12 protein-coding genes are annotated in these 16,263 nt (G+C 71.7%); 5 read left to right on the top strand and 7 right to left on the bottom strand.

Annotated elements, in window-relative coordinates; all coding sequences use genetic code 11:
- Positions 1 to 12 precede the first annotated feature (12 nt).
- Together ACFV0T_RS03975 and ACFV0T_RS03970 are read left to right on the top strand one after the other, a co-directional pair.
- A complete protein-coding gene (locus ACFV0T_RS03975) occupies positions 13 to 855 on the top strand; it encodes a DUF4097 domain-containing protein (protein ID WP_385774141.1) in 843 nt (280 codons plus the stop codon).
- Positions 856 to 1,145: 290 nt separating this feature from the next.
- The gene (locus ACFV0T_RS03970) at positions 1,146 to 3,287 is read left to right on the top strand and encodes an MMPL family transporter (protein ID WP_385774139.1); all 2,142 of its coding nucleotides are present in this window, start codon (positions 1,146 to 1,148) and stop codon (positions 3,285 to 3,287) included.
- A gap of 235 nt (positions 3,288 to 3,522) precedes the next feature.
- On the opposite strand, the gene ACFV0T_RS03965 is transcribed toward ACFV0T_RS03970, so the two are convergent.
- The 7 genes from ACFV0T_RS03965 to rhaI all read right to left on the bottom strand — a co-directional run bounded on the left by ACFV0T_RS03965 (position 3,523) and on the right by rhaI (position 12,443).
- Complete coding sequence (locus ACFV0T_RS03965) at positions 3,523 to 4,677, bottom strand: betaine/proline/choline family ABC transporter ATP-binding protein (RefSeq protein ID WP_385774137.1); 1,155 nt, start codon at positions 4,675 to 4,677, stop codon at positions 3,523 to 3,525.
- Positions 4,678 to 4,699: 22 nt separating this feature from the next.
- Positions 4,700 to 5,347, bottom strand: a complete 648-nt coding sequence (locus tag ACFV0T_RS03960; protein WP_385774135.1) for a lactate utilization protein C — start codon at positions 5,345 to 5,347, stop codon at positions 4,700 to 4,702.
- Positions 5,344 to 6,822 (bottom strand): LutB/LldF family L-lactate oxidation iron-sulfur protein, encoded by a 1,479-nt coding sequence (locus tag ACFV0T_RS03955; RefSeq protein ID WP_385774133.1) that lies wholly within the window; start codon positions 6,820 to 6,822, stop codon positions 5,344 to 5,346. Before ACFV0T_RS03955 ends, ACFV0T_RS03960 begins: the two co-directional genes overlap by 4 nt.
- Complete coding sequence (locus ACFV0T_RS03950; protein ID WP_385774131.1) at positions 6,819 to 7,574, bottom strand: (Fe-S)-binding protein; 756 nt, start codon at positions 7,572 to 7,574, stop codon at positions 6,819 to 6,821. Before ACFV0T_RS03950 ends, ACFV0T_RS03955 begins: the two co-directional genes overlap by 4 nt.
- Positions 7,575 to 7,647: 73 nt before the next feature.
- The gene (locus tag ACFV0T_RS03945; protein ID WP_385774129.1) at positions 7,648 to 9,135 is read right to left on the bottom strand and encodes a rhamnulokinase family protein; all 1,488 of its coding nucleotides are present in this window, start codon (positions 9,133 to 9,135) and stop codon (positions 7,648 to 7,650) included.
- A complete protein-coding gene (locus ACFV0T_RS03940; RefSeq protein WP_385774127.1) occupies positions 9,132 to 11,171 on the bottom strand; it encodes a bifunctional aldolase/short-chain dehydrogenase in 2,040 nt (679 codons plus the stop codon). The genes ACFV0T_RS03945 and ACFV0T_RS03940 overlap by 4 nt, the downstream gene beginning before the upstream one ends.
- A gap of 111 nt (positions 11,172 to 11,282) precedes the next feature.
- On the bottom strand, positions 11,283 to 12,443 hold the full coding sequence (rhaI, locus tag ACFV0T_RS03935; protein ID WP_385774125.1) for an L-rhamnose isomerase: 1,161 nt from the start codon (positions 12,441 to 12,443) through the stop codon (positions 11,283 to 11,285).
- A gap of 261 nt (positions 12,444 to 12,704) precedes the next feature.
- Here rhaI and ACFV0T_RS03930 point away from each other — a divergent pair, with 261 nt between their 5' ends.
- The 3 genes from ACFV0T_RS03930 to ACFV0T_RS03920 are packed head-to-tail and all read left to right on the top strand — an operon-like array spanning position 12,705 to position 16,244.
- Positions 12,705 to 14,222 (top strand): sugar ABC transporter ATP-binding protein, encoded by a 1,518-nt coding sequence (locus ACFV0T_RS03930; protein ID WP_385774123.1) that lies wholly within the window; start codon positions 12,705 to 12,707, stop codon positions 14,220 to 14,222.
- Positions 14,219 to 15,259, top strand: a complete 1,041-nt coding sequence (locus tag ACFV0T_RS03925) for an ABC transporter permease (protein ID WP_385774121.1) — start codon at positions 14,219 to 14,221, stop codon at positions 15,257 to 15,259. Before ACFV0T_RS03930 ends, ACFV0T_RS03925 begins: the two co-directional genes overlap by 4 nt.
- Positions 15,252 to 16,244, top strand: coding sequence for an ABC transporter permease (locus tag ACFV0T_RS03920; protein WP_385774119.1), 993 nt, complete (start codon positions 15,252 to 15,254; stop codon positions 16,242 to 16,244). The genes ACFV0T_RS03925 and ACFV0T_RS03920 overlap by 8 nt, the downstream gene beginning before the upstream one ends.
- The last annotated feature ends 19 nt before the right edge of the window (positions 16,245 to 16,263 follow it).

The following is a 16,263-nucleotide window of genomic DNA, read 5'->3' as shown; positions in this document are numbered from 1 at the left end:
GACGGTACAGCCATGCCTTCTTTCGACACCCCGGAACCGATCTCGGCCACGGCCCATGTGGACGCCGGTTCCATCCAGTTCACCGCGGGCGACCGCCTAGACACGGTGGTCGAGGTGCGGCCCCGCGACCCCGAGCGGGACAAGGACGTGCGGGCCGCCGAGCAGACCGAGGTCACCTACGCGGGTGGCGTCCTGACCGTCAGGACGAAGCAGCGCCATCTCGTCGGACCCGGCGGAGCCGTCGACGTCACGGTCGACCTGCCCACGGGCTCGCGCGTCGACATGACCGGCTCCTGGGTCCAGGTGCTCGGCGAGGGCCGGCTCGGCGAGGTCCGGGTGAAGACCTCGTCCGGCGATGTCCGCCTGGACACGACCGGGCCGCTGAGCCTGACCGCCGCCCACGGCTCGATCACCGTCGACCGGGTCGTGGGCACGGCCGAGATCACCACCAGCTCCGGCAGCCTGCGCGTCGGAACCGTCGACGGCGCGGCCGTCCTGAAGAACTCGCACGGCGCCACGACCGTCGGCGCCGCGACCGGCGAGGTGCGGGTGAGCGGCGCCAACGGCGACATCGACATCGCGCGCGCCGAGAGCTCGGTGGCCGCCACCACCGCCCACGGTGCCCTGCGCGTGGGCGAAGTCGCCCGCGGAACAGTCCAGTTGGAGACGTCCTACGGCGCCATCGAGGTCGGTGTCCGCGAGGGCACCGCCGCCTGGCTCGACGTCAGCTCCGAGCGCGGGCAGGTGCGCAACACACTGGCCGACACCGCACCCCCGGAGCGGACGGAGGACACCGTCGAGGTCCGCGCCCGCACCCGCTGGGGCAACATCGACGTGCGCCGCGCCAAGGTCTGAGTACCGGCCTAGACACCGCGTGACCTGCGCCTCTCCAGCTCCCGGATCGGCAACGACCAATGGAGCGCGCTCAATTGACGCGCCGGTAGCGCCCCCGATCGGCTACGTTGGTCGCGCTCGCCGATCAACAGCACCACCAGCGCTCAGAGCCCGTCTCCCGACCTCGGGTGATCTCGTACACGCGCCACGGTGGAGGGCTCGACGCACGCCGGGCTCTTTGCTCACCCTGGTCCGGCACCCGGCCACACCACATCTCCCCGCCAGCCCCCCGCGAAGAGAGACAACACCGCATGTTTCACGGCATAGGACGTGCAGTCGTCCGCCATCCGATCTGGACGATCGTGGCGTGGGTCATCGCCGCCTTCGCGATCGTCGCCACGGCACCGGGCCTTCCCTCCAACAGCGACCAGAGCAGCTTCCTGCCCAAGAGCTACGAGTCCATCCAGGCCCTGGAACTCCAGTCGAAGGCGTTCCCCAGTGCCTTCACCCCGTCCGCGATCGTGCTCTACAGCCGTACCGACGGCCAGAAGCTGACGCCCGCGGATCTGAAGGACGTGCAGCGCGTCACCGACGGGCTGGGCGCCAAGGGCATCGACGAGGTGCAGAAGGTCGTCCCCGGAACCCCGTCGAAGGACGGCAAGTACGACCTGGCACTGGTCCAGATGGACAGCCGGAACGCCGGCCAGCCCAAGCAGGCCGACGCGGCGAAGACGCTGCGCGAGGACGCCAAGGAACTGTCCGCCGGCACCCGGCTGGACGTGAAGGTCGGCGGCTCCGCCGCGCAGGCCCTGGACCAGCAGGAATCCTCCGAGCGCGGTAACGCGCTGGTCGGTATCGGCACCTTCGTGATCATCCTGGTCACGCTGCTGATCATCTTCCGGGCGCCGATCCTGGCGGTGCTGCCGCTGGTGCTGATCGGCCTGGTCTCCGCGGTCGCCAACGGGCTGATCGCCTACGCGACCAAGCTCTTCGGCCTCCAGGCCAACAGTTCGATCTCGGCGATGCTGATCGTGGTGCTGTTCGGCGTCGGTACGGACTACTTCCTGTTCCTGATGTTCCGCTACCGGGAACGGCTGCGCGCCGGGGACGAGCCCAAGGAAGCGATGATCAACGCGGTCGGCCGGGTCGGCGAGGCCATCGCCTCCGCCGCCGGCGCCGTGATCATCGCGTTCCTCGCCCTGGTCCTGTCCTCCCTCGGCTTCCTGAGGCAGATGGGGCCGGCGCTGGCCATCGCGGTCGGTGCCACCCTGATCGCGGGCCTCACGCTGATCCCGGCGGTGGTCTCGCTGATCGGTCCGAAGGTCTTCTGGCCGTCCAAGTCGTGGCAGAAGGAACCGGAGAACGCCCGGTTCGCGGCGCTCGGCCACCTGGTGCGGCGGCGTCCCGCACTGGTCGCGGCGGTGTCCGGGGTACTGATGGTCGCGCTGGCGCTGGGCGCGCTCGGCTTCAAGGCCACCTTCGACCTCGCCGCGGGCTCCATGCCCAAGACCAAGGAGTCGATGGTCGTCCAGACCCGGATGCAGGCGGCGTACTCGGCCGGTGCCGCCGACCCGACCCAGGTCTATGTCACCAGCAGCGACGGCAAGCCCCTGGACGAGGGCGCGCTGCCCGCGTTCGTGGCCGAGCTCAAGGGGGTCGACGGCGTCGCCGACTCCCGGCTGGCCGCGCTCAGCAAGGACGGCGAGACCGCCAACATCGCCGTCACCCTCAAGTACGACGCGGCCAAGGACGAGGCGATCAGCGCGGTCGGCAAGGTGAGGGACACCGCGCACGCGAACGCGCCGTCCGGCACCAGGGCGGTGGTCGGCGGCACCTCCGCGATCTACAAGGACATCAACACCGCCGTCGAACACGACTACAAGACGGTCTTCCCGGTCGCCGCGGTACTGATCATGATCATCCTGGGTCTGCTGCTGCGCAGCGTGGTCGCCCCCTGGTACCTGATGGCCTCGGTCGGCCTCGGCTTCGGCGCCACCCTCGGCGCCACGGTGCTGATCTTCCAGAAGGGCGAGGGGCACTCCGGCCTGATGTTCCTGCTGCCGGTGATCATGTACCTCTTCGTGATCGCCATCGGCACCGACTACAACATCCTGATGATCGCCCGACTGCGCGAGGAGGCCCGCGAGGGCCGCGAGCCACGCGAGGCGGCGGGCGAGGCCCTGCGGCACGCGGGCCCGACCGTGGCCGCCGCCGGGTTCATCCTGGCCGCGACCTTCGCCACGATGATGCTCGCGGGCAACTCGCTCCTGAGCGAGATGGGCTTCGCCGTCTCCTTCGGCATCGTCGTCGCCGCGTTCGTCATGGCGATGTTCTTCACGCCGAGCCTGACCGCGCTGATCGGCCGCGCGGCCTGGTGGCCGGGCCACGGTGACCGGACCACCGCGGCGGAGCCGTCCGTCCCGGGCCGCGAGGATGCCCGCGAACTGGTCTGACCGGTACGGCGGGGGCCGGGTGCGCGTCGCGCACCCGGCCCCTTCGTGTCGTGCCGGCCCCGAAACCCGCCCTAAGGGCTGTCCCGTAATCCCGGGTGGATCAGCGCGCGGCGTCAGATGCGGTGCATCGCAAGGCGGAGGGTCGTCCGCATACTGGGCGTATGCGGGCGATCCGACAACGCGGCGAGGTGCCGTAGCTGTCGTCGTGCGCCCGCCGGGGATTACGGGACAGCCCTTAGGCGTCGGCGACCGAGTCGAACGACACCTGACCCCGCGGCACGCCCCGCGCGTCGGCGTCCACCGAGCGGCGCAGCGCCTCGTGCAGCTTCGCCGGGGTGAGGACGCCGAGGAGACGGGAGCCGTCCAGGACCGCTACCCAGCCCGCGTCGTGCTGGAGCATCACCCCGAAGGCCTGCTTCAGCGGCGCGCCCACCGCTACCCACGCGCTCATCCGGCGGGCGTGGTCGCCGACCGAGCCGCCGGCCGCGAGATCGTCGATGCCGACCCAGCCGTGCAGATCGCCCTGCGCGTCCAGGACGACGGCCCACCGGGTGTTCTGCGCGCGCAGCCGCTCCACCGCCCGCTCGGCCGGCTCGTCGGGGCGGGCGACCGGCGGCTGCTGGAGGTCGTCCGGCTGGATCTCGGTCACCGACAGGCGTTTCAGCCCCCGGTCGGCGCCCACGAACTCCGCGACGTACGGCGTGGCAGGCGTGCCGAGCACCGCGCCCGGCGTGTCGAACTGCTCGATGCGCCCCTGCCCGTACACGGCGATGCGGTCGCCGAGCCGTACCGCTTCCTCGATGTCGTGCGTGACCAGCAGCACCGTCTTGCGCACGGTGTCCTGCATCCGCAGGAACTCGTCCTGCAACTGCTCCCGCACCACCGGGTCGACCGCGCCGAACGGCTCGTCCATCAGCAGCACCGGCGGGTCCGCGGCCAGGGCCCGCGCCACGCCGACCCGTTGGCGCTGACCGCCCGACAACTGGTGCGGATAGCGCGGGCCGTACGTCTTCGGATCCAGGCCCACCAGCGCCAGCAGTTCGGCCGCCCGTGCCCGCGCCTTCCCCCGCTTCCAGCCCACCAGCGTCGGCACGGTGGCCGTGTTGTCGAGCACCGTGCGGTGCGGGAAGAGGCCCACCTGCTGGATGACGTAGCCGATCCGGCGGCGCAGCCGCACCGGGTCCACCCCGGCGATGTCCTCACCGTCGACGAAGATCCGGCCCGCCGTCGGTTCGATCAGCCGGTTCACCATCATCATGGTCGTCGTCTTGCCGCAGCCGGACGGTCCCACGAGCGTGACGAGTTCGCCCTCGGACACCTCGAAGGAGAGGTCGTCCACAGCCGTCGTCCCGTCCGGATAGCGCTTGGTGACCTGATCGAACCGGATCATTCCCTCACGCTAACCGTGCCCGTCACTCTCCGCTCACCAGCACCACCTCCAGGGTGCGCGGGCCGTGCACCCCCTCCACCCGGTCCAGTTCGATGTCGCTGGTGGCGGAGGGGCCGGAGATCCAGGTCAGCGGGCGCGTCGGGTCCAGGCGTCCGAGCGCCTGGGGGACGGACGCGACCACCTGGTCGGGCACCCGCACGACGCAGATGTGGTGGTCGGGGACGAGGGTGATCCGGCGGCGGCCCTGGTCCGCTCCGCCGTCGAGGACGATCGTGCCGGTCTCGGCGACGGCGAGGGCGCAGCCGGTCACCACGCTCTCCACCGCGTCCAGCTCATGGGGCGTGCTCACGGCACGGTCGGCGACCCGGGTGGAGCCGGCCGCCGACAGCCACTCGGGCGGGAGTCCCGCGGGCACGAGCACCTGCCGGGACCCGCGCTCGGCGAGCAGCCGCCCGATCAGCGCGGCCAGTTCGTCCGCCGCGCAGCGGTGCACGATCGCCCGGTAGTCCGCCAGGTTCTCCGCCAGCAGTTCCACCGTCGCCTCGACGCCCAGGCCGCCGTGCTCGCGCAGATAGTCCCGCTCGACCGCCCGCTCGTACGGCGGATCGTCCTGTGGCACGTCCGCGAGCGCGCGCCGCACCCGGCCCAGGATCCGCTCCCTGCTGCTCACTCGGCCCCGTCCTTTCCGCCGTCCGTGCGCTGCCACCAGTCCCGGAACGGCTCCGCCGGCACCGGCGGAAGGTCACGGGTCGCGCTCCAGGCCCTGCCGGGGCCCGGCAGCGTCCGCGGATGGAGTCCGCGGGTGTGCGACGCGAGCCGTTGTCCTGTCCGCAGGACGGCCGGGCGGCCGAACGCCCAGCGCGCCGCCCGCATGGCGGCCCGCTCGGCCGCGTGCCCCTTCGCGGGCTTCAGTACGACCTTGTTGCCCGCCCGCGTCACCTGGCCGCCCTCGACGACCCGTTCCCGCAGGTGCACCAGCACCTCCGGGATGTCGATGGCCACCGGGCAGACCTCGTAGCAGGCACCGCACAGCGTCGACGCGTACGGCAGCGAGGCGTCGATCTCGCTCCCGGTGCCCCGGAGTTGGGGGCTGAGGATCGCGCCGATCGGCCCCGGATAGACCGAGCCGTAGGCGTGGCCGCCCGCCCGCTCGTACACCGGGCACACGTTCAGGCACGCGGAGCAGCGGATACAGCGCAGGGCCTGGCGACCGACCTCGTCGGCGAGGGTGTCGGTGCGGCCGTTGTCCAGCAGCACCAGGTGGAAGGTCCGGGGCCCGTCGCCGTCCGTGGTGCCGGTCCACGTCGACGTGTAGGGGTTCATGCGCTCGGCCGTGGAGGAGCGGGGCAGCGTCTGGAGGAATACCTCCAGATCCCGCCAGGTCGGTACGATCTTCTCGATTCCGACCACCGAGATCAGCGTCTCCGGCAGGGTCAGGCACATCCGCCCGTTGCCCTCCGACTCCACGACCACGAGCGTGCCGGTCTCGGCGACCATGAAGTTGGCGCCGGAGATCCCGACCTTGGCGCGCAGGAACTTCTCCCGCAGGTGCAGCCGGGCCGCCTCGGCGAGTTCGGCGGGCGTGTCGGTCAGCCCCTCGGGGGCGGGCCGTCCCCACGCGCCCATCTCGCGGGCGAAGATCTCCCGGATCTCCCCCCGGTTGCGGTGGATGGCCGGGACGAGGATGTGCGACGGCCGGTCCTTGCCCAACTGCACGATGAGCTCGGCGAGATCGGTCTCGTAGGCGCGGATGCCCTCCGCCTCCAGGGCCTCGTTGAGGCCGATCTCCTGCGTGGCCATCGACTTGACCTTGACGACCTCCGACTCGCCGGTCTCCTTGACCAGGCCGGCCACGATCCGGTTGGCCTCGTCGGCGTCGGCGGCCCAGTGGACGATGCCGCCCGCCGCCGTCACCGCCTCCTCCAACCGGACCAGATAGCGGTCGAGATGACGCAGCGTGTGGTCCTTGATGCGCTTGCCCGCCTCGCGCAGCTCCGCCCAGTCGGACACCTCGGCCACGGCCTTGGCCCGCTTGGCGCGGATGGTGTGCGTGGCGTGCCGCAGATTGCCGCGCAGGGTCTGGTCGCCGACCGCCTCGTGCGCGGCCTTCGGGAAGGCCGGCATCCCCACGAACGTCCCGCTCATGCCGCCGGCTCCTTCTCCGTGCTCGCCAGGATCTCCGCGATGTGCACCGGCCGCATCCCGGTGCCGAGCCGGGTCATGGTCCCGCCGAGGTGCATCAGACAGGAGTTGTCCGCCGCGCACAGCACCTCGGCGCCCGTCGACTCGGCGTTGCGCACCTTGTCCGCGCCCATAGCCGCCGAGACGTCGGGGTTCTTGAGCGCGAAGGTGCCGCCGAACCCGCAGCACTCGTCGGCGCCCGGCAGCTCGACCAGATCCAGCCCCGCGACGGCCTGGAGCAGCCGCCGGGGACGGTCGCCCAGCCCCAGGCTCCGCAGCCCGTGGCAGGTCGGGTGGTAGGTCACCGTGTGCGGGTAGTACGCCCCGACGTCCGTCACCCCCAGCACGTCCACCAGGAACTCCGTGAGCTCGTACGTCTTCGGCACCACCGGCGCCAGTGCGGCGGCCAGGGTGTCGCCGCGCCCCTCGGCCCGGGCCCGTTCGCCCATGCGCGGATACAGCTCCCGCACCATCGCCCCGCACGACCCCGACGGGGTCACGATCGCCTCGTACTCCCCGAAGACATCGGAGAAATGCCGGGCGAGCGGCTCGGCCTGATGCCGGTACCCGGTGTTGTAGTGTGCCTGCCCGCAGCACGTCTGGGCCATCGGGAAGTCGACGTCGACGCCCAGCCTGGTCAGCAGTTTCACCACCGCGCGGCCGGTGTCCGGATAGAGCGTGTCGTTGACACAGGTCAGGAACAGAGCGACACGCATCGCGGCTCCTAGTCATTGGTCATCGGATGAGTCAAGCCTAGTGGCGGAGTGGGGCCCGAGGGCAGAGCCCGGCTCAGCGTGCGGCGAGCCGGGCCGCCGCCTCCCGCCACCGTGCCGGGTCGCCCCGCGGTTCGTAGCGGGTCAGCGGCTGCGTACGGACCAGCAGGCGCCGCATGTCGGCGAGGTCGCCGACGAGTCCGTGCCCGCGGGCCTGGACCAGCACGTTGCCGAGTGCGGCGGCCTCCGTGGGGCCGACCACCACCGGCAGCCCGCAGGCGTCGGCGGTCGACTGGCACAGCAGGGCGTTGCGGGCGCCGCCGCCGACGATGTGCACGACGTCGACCGGGTGGTCGGCCAGGTCCCGGGCGTCCTCGACGGCACGGCGGTGGGCGAGGGCGAGCGAGTCGAGGATGCAGCGCGTGATCTCGGCCCGGCTCGCCGGCACCGGCTGGCCGGAGTCCCGGCACGCCGTCACGATCCGCTGCGGCATCCGGCCGGGCGCCAGGAACACCGCGTCGCCCGCGTCCACCACGGAGCGCAGCGCCGGCACCCCGGCGGCCTCGCGCAGCAGTTCGCCCAGGTCCGGGTCGCCCCAGGCCCGCAGGCACTCCTGGAGCAGCCACAGCCCCATGATGTTGCGCAGATAGCGGACCGTGCCGTCCAGCCCCAGTTCGTTGGTGAAGTTGGCGGCCCGGCTCTCCTCGGTCAGGACCGGCGCGTCCAGTTCGAGACCGGCCAGCGACCAGGTGCCGGTGCAGATGTACGCGAACCGCTCGCCGGTGGCGGGCACCGCGGCAACCGCCGACGCCGTGTCGTGCGAACCGACCGCCGTGACCGGCACCGGCCCGCTCAGCCCGGCCTCCTCCAGCACCTCCGGCCGCAGCAGACCCGCCGGGTCACCGGGCTGCCGCAGCGGCGCGAACAGGCTCAGGTCGACGCCGAGCCGGGCCGCGAGGCCGTGCGACCACTCACGCGTTCGGGGGTCGACGAGCTGGGTGGTCGAGGCGTTGGTCAGCTCGGTGCCCTGCTCACCTGTGAGCCAGTACGCCAGCAGGTCCGGGATGAGCAACAGCCTTTTCGCCGAGGCGAACTGGGCCGAGGCCCGGTCCGCCGTCAGCTGGTACAGCGTGTTGAAGGGCGCGTACTGCAGGCCGGTCGCCGCGTACAGCTCGGCGGGCGGCACGCTCGACCACACCTTCTCCGCGACGCCCTCGGTGCGGGCGTCGCGGTAGTGCACGGGGTTGCCGAGCAGCGCGCCGTCCGCGTCGAGCAGGCCGTAGTCCACGGCCCAGCTGTCGATGCCGACGGAGTCGAGCCGTCCACCGCAGTGCGCGCCGGCCGCCCGCAGTCCGTCCAGCACCCCCGCGTACAGCCCGAGGACGTCCCAGCGCAGCCCCTCCGGAACCCGCACGGGCCGGTTGGGGAAGCGGTGCGCCTCGGCCAGCTCCAGGGAGTCCGGGCCCACCCGGCCGACCACGACGCGCCCGCTGGACGCGCCGAGGTCGACCGCGGCGTACACCTTCGTCGTGTCGGTCGTGGCGGTACGGGCCGGGCCGCTCATCGCAGGAACGCGGCCGCCACACCCGCGTCGACGGGGACGTGCAGCCCGGTGGTGTGGGTCAGGTCGCCGCCGGTGAGCGCGAAGACGGCGTTCGCGACATGCTCGGGGAGCACCTCCCGCTTGAGGATGGTCCGCTGCGCGTAGAACTCGCCCAGCTTCTCCTCCCGCACGCCGTACACGGCCGCCCGCTGGGCGCCCCAGCCACCCGCGAAGATCCCGGAGCCGCGGACGACCCCGTCCGGGTTGACGCCGTTGACACGGATGCCGTGCTCACCCAGCTCGGCGGCCAGCAGCCGTACCTGGTGGGCCTGGTCGGCCTTGGTCGCGGAGTAGGCGATGTTGTTCGGACCGGCGAAGACGGCGTTCTTGGAGGCGATGTAGACGACGTCGCCGCCGAGCTTCTGGGCGATCATCACCCGCGCCGCCTCGCGCGAGACCAGGAAGGAGCCGCGGGCCATGATGTCGTGCTGGAGGTCCCAGTCCTTGGCGGACGTCTCCAGCAGCGGCTTGGAGATGGAGATTCCGGCGTTGTTGACCACCAGGTCGACCCCGCCGAAGGCCAGCACCGCCGCCTTGAAGGCGTCCGCGATCTGCTCCTCCGAGGTGACGTCGACCGTCACCGCCACCGCCTTGTCCGCACCGCCGAGTTCCGCGGCGACCGCGGCGGCGTTACCGGCGTCGAGGTCGGCGACTACTACACAGGCGCCCTCGGCGACCAGCCGGTGCGCGATGGCCCTGCCGATCCCGCTGCCGGCGCCGGTCACGAACGCCACCCGCGTCGCGAGCGGCCGGGGCGGGGGCATCCGCCGGAGCTTGGCCTCCTCCAGCGCCCAGTACTCGATGCGGAACTTCTCCGACTCCTCGATCGGCGCGTACGACGACACGGCCTCGGCGCCGCGCATCACGTTGATCGCGTTGAGGTAGAACTCGCCGGCCACCCGGGCGGTCTGCTTGTCCTTGCCGAAGGAGAACATGCCGACGCCCGGCACGAGCACGATCGCCGGGTCGGCGCCGCGCATCGCGGGGGAGTCCGGCAGGGCGTGGCGCCGGTAGTAGGCGGCGTACTCCTCGCGGTACTCGGCGTGCAGCTCGGTCAGCCGCGCGATCACCTCGTCGAGCGGGGCGGTCGGCGGCAGGTCGAGGACCAGCGGGCGCACCTTGGTCCGCAGGAAGTGGTCCGGGCAGGAGGTGCCGAGCGCGGCCAGCCGTGGGTGCTCGGCCCGGGCCAGGAAGTCCAGGACGGTGTCGGAGGCGTCGAAGTGCCCGACCTGCGGCCGGTCCTGGGACGCGACGGCGCGGACGTGGGGCGCCAGGGCGGCGGCCCGCTCCCGTCGCTCGCCCTCGGGCAGCGCCTCGTACCCCTCGATCACCGGCCCGAAGGGCTGCGGCCGGCCCCGCTCGGCGAGGAACGCCTCAGCGGTGCGGATGATGTGCAGCGAGTTGCGCTCGCACTCCTCGGACGTGTCGCCCCACGCGGTGATGCCGTGCCCGCCCAGGACGCAGCCGACGGCCCGCGGGTGGGCTGCCTTGACCGCGGCGATGTCCAGCCCGAGCTGGAAGCCGGGCCGCCGCCACGGCACCCACACCACCGTGTCGCCGAAGCACTCGGCGGTCAGCTTCTCCCCGTCCGCGGCGCACGCCAGCGCGATCCCGGAGTCGGGGTGCAGATGGTCCACGTGGGCCGCGTCGACGAGTCCGTGCATCGCGGTGTCGATGGAGGGGGCGGCGCCGCCCTTGCCGTGCAGGCAGTAGTCGAACGCGGCGACCATCTCGTCCTCGCGCTCGACACCCGGGTAGACGTCGGTGAGAGCGCGCAGCCGGTCCAGCCGCAGGACGGCGAGTCCGGCCTCGGTGAGCGTGCCGAGGTCGCCGCCCGACCCCTTGACCCACATCAGCTCGACGTCGCCACCGGTGACGGGATCGGTGTCGCTCCCCTTGGCGGAGGCGTTGCCGCCGGCGTAGTTGGTGTTGCGCGGGTCGGACCCGAGTCGGTGGGACCGGGCGAGGAGCGCGTCGGCTTCGGGGTGGGGTGCCATGGATGTTCCTAACTCCTGGGACGTACGTGAAGGGGGCGCCGTGAGGGGCGCGGGGACCGCGGACCGGCACATCCGGCCCGGGGTCCGCGAACGACAGGACGCGGCGGACGCTCACGCGCCCCAGCCGGCCTGCTCCCCTCCCACCCGCTCCGCGACGATCCGTTCCGCCCACCCGGACCGGGCGTACGCCCCGATCGGATCCGCGTCCAGCCCCATCTCCTCCCGCACCTCGGCGAGCAGCGGCCGGACGTCGGTGTTGTAGGCGTCCATGACCACGGCGTTGGCCCCGAGCACGTCCCCGGCCCGCTGCGCGGCGGTCAGCGCCTCCCGGTTGACCAGCAGCGCCTTGGCCGTGGCCTCCTGCACGTTCATCACGGACCGGATGATCGCCGGGATCTTCGCCTCGATGTTGTGGCACTGGTCGAGCATGAAGGCGATGTCGGAGGCGAGGCCGCCGCCGCGCACCACCTCGTACATGATCCGGAACAGCTGGAAGGGATCGGCGGCGCCGGCCATCAGGTCGTCGTCCGCGTAGAAGCGCGAGTTGAAGTCGAAGCCGCCGAGCTTCTCCTCCCGCAGCAGCGTGGCGACGATGAACTCGATGTTGGTGCCCGGTGCGTGATGGCCCGTGTCCACCACGACCTGCGCCTTCGGCCCGAGCTTGAGGCAGTGGGCGTACGCCGTCCCCCAGTCCGGGACGTCGGTGGTGTAGAAGGCGGGTTCGAAGAGCTTGTACTCCAGCAGCATCCGCTGCCCGTCGCCGAGCCGTTCGTACACCTCGGCGAGCCCCTCGGCCAGCCGGTCCTGCCGCCCGCGTATGTCGTCCTGCCCGGGGTAGTTCGTGCCGTCGGCGAACCACAGCTTCAGGTCGCGCGACCCGGTGGCGTCCATGATGTCGACGCACTCCAGCAGATGGTCGACGGCCTTGCGCCGGACCGCCGCCTCCGGGTGGCAGACGCTGCCCAGCCGGTAGTCGTCGTCCTGGAAGGTGTTGGAGTTGATCGTGCCCAGCCGCACCCCGCGGTCCTGCGCGTGCTTGGCGAGGGCGGTGTAGTCGTCGACCCGGTCCCAGGGGATGTGCAGCGCGACGGTCGGGGCGACGCCGGTGAACGCGTGCACCCGGGAGGCGTCGTCCAGTTTCTCGCGCGGATCGCGCGGTACGCCCTGCTGGGCGAAGACCTTGAAGCGGGTCCCTGAGTTCCCGTACGCCCACGACGGTGTCTCGACGGCCTGGGTCTTGAGCGCGGCCTTCACCGCGGCGAGATCGGTCACTTCAGGGCTCCTGCGACGTCGGAAGAGAACGCGTTGAATGAAACGATTCAGGAGCCGAAGTTATGAGCCCTCCGAACGGGTGTCAACCCCTCCGGCGTGGACGCTTCTTCGTGACCCGGACGTGACCTCTGGCTATCGAAAGTTTTTCGATACGAACCCATTGACGTGACATGCCGTACGTGTCTAACGTCCCGGCAACCCAGTTGAAACCTTTCACGACGCGGTGAGGGTCATCCCGCCGGCGTCGTCGAGGAGCCCCCAATGACCCACCCGTCCGACACGGGTCCGGCCCCGGTGCTGGCGCTGAAGGACATCGCCAAGTCCTTCGGCGCCGTACGCGCCCTGCGGGACGTCTCCCTGGAGCTGTTCCCCGGCGAGGTGCACGCCCTCGCCGGGGAGAACGGCGCGGGCAAGTCGACCCTCATCAAGACACTGGCCGGGGTCCACCGACCGGATGCCGGCCAGGTGCTGCTCGACGGTGAGCCCGTCGTCTTCCACGGCCCCGGCGACGCGCGGGACGCCGGTATCGCCGTGATCTACCAGGAGCCCACGCTCTTCCCCGACCTGTCGATCGCCGAGAACATCTTCATGGGCCGCCAGCCCCGGCGCGCCCTCGGCCGGATCGACCACAGGGCCACCCACGCGGCGACCGCCGCCCTGATGAAGCGTCTGGGCGTCGACCTCGACCCGGACCGCCCGGCCCGCGGACTGTCCATCGCCGACCAGCAGATCGTCGAGATCGCCAAGGCGCTCTCCTTCGACGCCCGGGTCCTGATCATGGACGAGCCGACCGCGGCCCTCACCGGCAGCGAGGTGGCACGCCTCTTCGGCGTCGTGCGCACCCTGCGCGACCAGGGCGCCGCCGTCCTGTTCATCTCGCACCGGCTGGAGGAGATCTTCCGGATCTGCCGCCGGGTGACCACCCTGCGCGACGGCGCCCTGATCTCCAGCGAGCCGCTGGACGGCATGACCGAGGACGACCTGGTACGCCGGATGGTCGGACGCGATCTCGACGAGCTCTACCCCAAGCAGGACGTGCCACCCGGCGAAGTCGCGCTGAGCGTGCGCCGGCTGACGCGCGAGGGCGTCTTCACCGACGTCTCCTTCGAGGTGCGGTGCGGCGAGATCGTCGGACTGGCCGGACTGGTCGGGGCCGGCCGCACGGAGGTCGCGCGGTCCGTGTTCGGCATCGACCGCTGGGACGCCGGCGAGGTCGAGGTCGGCGGCCGCAGGCTCACCAACGGTGCCCCGTCCGCCGCCATGTCGGCCGGCCTCGCCCTGGTCCCCGAGGACCGGCGCGCCCAGGGCCTGATGATGGACATGTCCATCGAGCGCAACATCGGCCTGACCGGACTGCGCACGACCGTGCGGGCCGGGCTGATGGACCGGGGCGCCGAGCGCAGCCGGTCCCTCGACTGGGCGGTGAGACTCCAGGTGAAGTACGCCCGGATCGCCGACACCGTCGCCACCCTCTCCGGTGGCAACCAGCAGAAGGTCGTCCTGGCCAAGTGGCTGGCCACCGGCCCGAAGGTGCTCATCGTCGACGAGCCCACCCGCGGCATCGACGTCGGCACCAAGGCCGAGGTGCACCGGCTGCTGTCCCAGCTGGCCGCCGACGGGGTGGCCGTCCTGATGATCTCCTCCGACCTGCCCGAGATCCTCGGCATGGCCGACCGCGTGCTGGTCATGCACGAGGGCCGGCTCACGGCCGAGATCCCCCGCTCCGACGCCACCGAGGAGTCCGTGATGGCCGCAGCCACGGGGAGGGCCGCCGCATGACGGTGACCGCGCCCAGCCCCGCCCCCGCCGGCGAGGTGTCCAAGTCCAGCGGCACCCGGCTGGTCGACCGCGTCTTCCGGATGCGCGAACTCGCCATCCTGGTCGTCTTCCTGGTGATGATCGTCGTCACCCAGCTGGGCAACAGCGAGTTCCTCTCCGAGCAGGGCATCAAGGACCTGCTGCTGAACGCGACCATCCTCGTGCTGGTCGCCACCGGCCAGTCGCTGGTGGTCATCACCCGCAACGTCGACCTCTCGGTCGGCTCGACCCTCGGCATCAGCGCCTTCGCCGCCGGCGTCTACCTCCAGGGCGGCGGGAACCCGGTGGTGGCCATCGCCCTGGCGATCCTGCTGGGCGTCGGCTTCGGACTGCTCAACGGACTGCTCGTCAGTCTCGGCCAGGTGCCCGCCCTCGTCGTCACCCTCGGCACGCTGTACATCATCCGCGGCGTCGACTCCATCTGGGTCGGCTCCCGGCAGATCACCGCGGCCGACCTGCCCGGCGGATTCGTCGACTTCGGCGCGGGCGGCCTCTCGGCGGTGCCGTGGCTCGCGATGATCGCGCTCGTCGTCCTGGTGGCCACGGCGTACTACCTCAAGCACTTCGGCAGTGGGCGCGAACTGTACGCGCTCGGCTCCAACCCGGAGGCCGCGCGGCTCGCCGGCATCCCGGTCCGCAAGCGGATCCTGGCCGCCTACACCTTCTGCGGCGGCCTGGCCGGCCTCGCGGGCGCGATGTACCTGGCCCGGTTCGGCAACGTCGACTCCGGCACCGGCAACGGCTACGAACTCACCGTCGTCAGCGCGGTCGTGGTCGGCGGTGTGGTCTTCACCGGCGGCTCCGGCAGCGTCTACGGCGCCGCGCTCGGCGCCCTGCTGCTCACGTCCGTCAACAGCGTGCTGCCCGCCCTCGGTGTCAGCTCCGTCTGGGTGCTCGCCATCAACGGCATCCTGCTCCTGCTCGCCATCGCGGTCGACCGGATCGTCGCGCTGCGCGTGGCCCTGGCCCTGAAGAAGAGGAACGCCCGCCATGGCTGACTCCGCTCTCGCGCGCGCCGTCCGCTGGGACACGGTCGTCGGCGCCCTGCTCATCGTGGTCCTGCTGTTCTCCTTCGGTTTCGTCGACGGCTTCGGCAACGCCCTCAACCTGTCGTTCCTCATCGGCAACACCCTGCCGATCGCGCTGGTCGCGCTGCCCATGACCCTGCTCGTGGTCGCCGGGGAGATCGACCTGTCGGTGGCGTCCACGGCCGGACTGTCCGGCGCCGTGATGGGCGCCCTGTGGAACCAGGGCATGACCATCGAGACGATCATCCCGCTGTGCCTGCTGCTCGGCGTGGTGTGCGGACTGGTCAACGGCCTGCTGGTGACCCGGCTCGGGCTGCCCTCGCTCGCCGTCACCATCGGCACCCTCGCCGCCTACCGGGGCGTCGCGCAGATCGTGCTCGGCTCCGACGCGGTGACCGACTTCCCCACCCAGTACCTGGACTTCGCGGCCGGACGCATGGGGGACAGCTTCCTCCCACAGGCCTTCCTGCCCTTCCTGGTGCTGCTCGCGATCGCCGTCGTGGCCCTGCACGCCACCCCGTTCGGACGCGCCCTGTTCGCGATCGGCGCCAGCGAGGAGGCCGCCCGCTTCGCCGGCATCCGGGTCAAGCGGCAGAAACTGATCCTGTTCACGGTCACCGGCCTGATGGCCTCCCTCACCGGCGTCTTCTGGGCCCTGCACTACGCCAGCGCCCGCTACGACAACGCCACCGGCCTCGAACTCTCCGTCGTCGCGGCCGTCCTGCTCGGCGGCATCGACTTCGACGGCGGCAGGGGCACGCTCGGCGGCGCGGTCGCGGGAGTCTTCCTGCTCGGCGCGCTCCAGAACGTGATGAGCCTGCTGAACGTCTCCGCCCAGTCGCAGATCGTCGTCACCGGCGTCCTGCTGGTCGTCTCCGTGCTCGGCCCCCGGGTCGCACGGCAGATCTCCGCGGCACGAGCGGGCCGCCGGGCCACCTCGACCCCGGCGCCGTAGCCCCTGCCCACGATCGCTC

This window comes from Streptomyces sp. NPDC059582, from assembly GCF_042735715.1.
In the GTDB taxonomy this organism is placed as follows: Bacteria; Actinomycetota; Actinomycetes; order Streptomycetales; family Streptomycetaceae; genus Streptomyces.
Note: the sequence above shows the minus strand (reverse complement) of the source record. Positions and strands in the feature narration are given on the sequence as shown.

Coding starts and splice junctions, on each gene's coding strand:
- ACFV0T_RS03975 (WP_385774141.1), top strand. CDS start 13: ATGCCTTCTTTCGACACCCCGGAACCGATCTCGGCCACGGCCCATGTG.
- ACFV0T_RS03955 (WP_385774133.1), bottom strand. CDS start 6,822: ATGAGCGGGACGTTCGTGGGGATGCCGGCCTTCCCGAAGGCCGCGCAC.
- ACFV0T_RS03950 (WP_385774131.1), bottom strand. CDS start 7,574: ATGCGTGTCGCTCTGTTCCTGACCTGTGTCAACGACACGCTCTATCCG.
- ACFV0T_RS03925 (WP_385774121.1), top strand. CDS start 14,219: ATGACGGTGACCGCGCCCAGCCCCGCCCCCGCCGGCGAGGTGTCCAAG.
- ACFV0T_RS03930 (WP_385774123.1), top strand. CDS start 12,705: ATGACCCACCCGTCCGACACGGGTCCGGCCCCGGTGCTGGCGCTGAAG.
- ACFV0T_RS03970 (WP_385774139.1), top strand. CDS start 1,146: ATGTTTCACGGCATAGGACGTGCAGTCGTCCGCCATCCGATCTGGACG.
- ACFV0T_RS03965 (WP_385774137.1), bottom strand. CDS start 4,677: ATGATCCGGTTCGATCAGGTCACCAAGCGCTATCCGGACGGGACGACG.
- ACFV0T_RS03940 (WP_385774127.1), bottom strand. CDS start 11,171: ATGGCACCCCACCCCGAAGCCGACGCGCTCCTCGCCCGGTCCCACCGA.
- ACFV0T_RS03945 (WP_385774129.1), bottom strand. CDS start 9,135: ATGAGCGGCCCGGCCCGTACCGCCACGACCGACACGACGAAGGTGTAC.
- ACFV0T_RS03920 (WP_385774119.1), top strand. CDS start 15,252: ATGGCTGACTCCGCTCTCGCGCGCGCCGTCCGCTGGGACACGGTCGTC.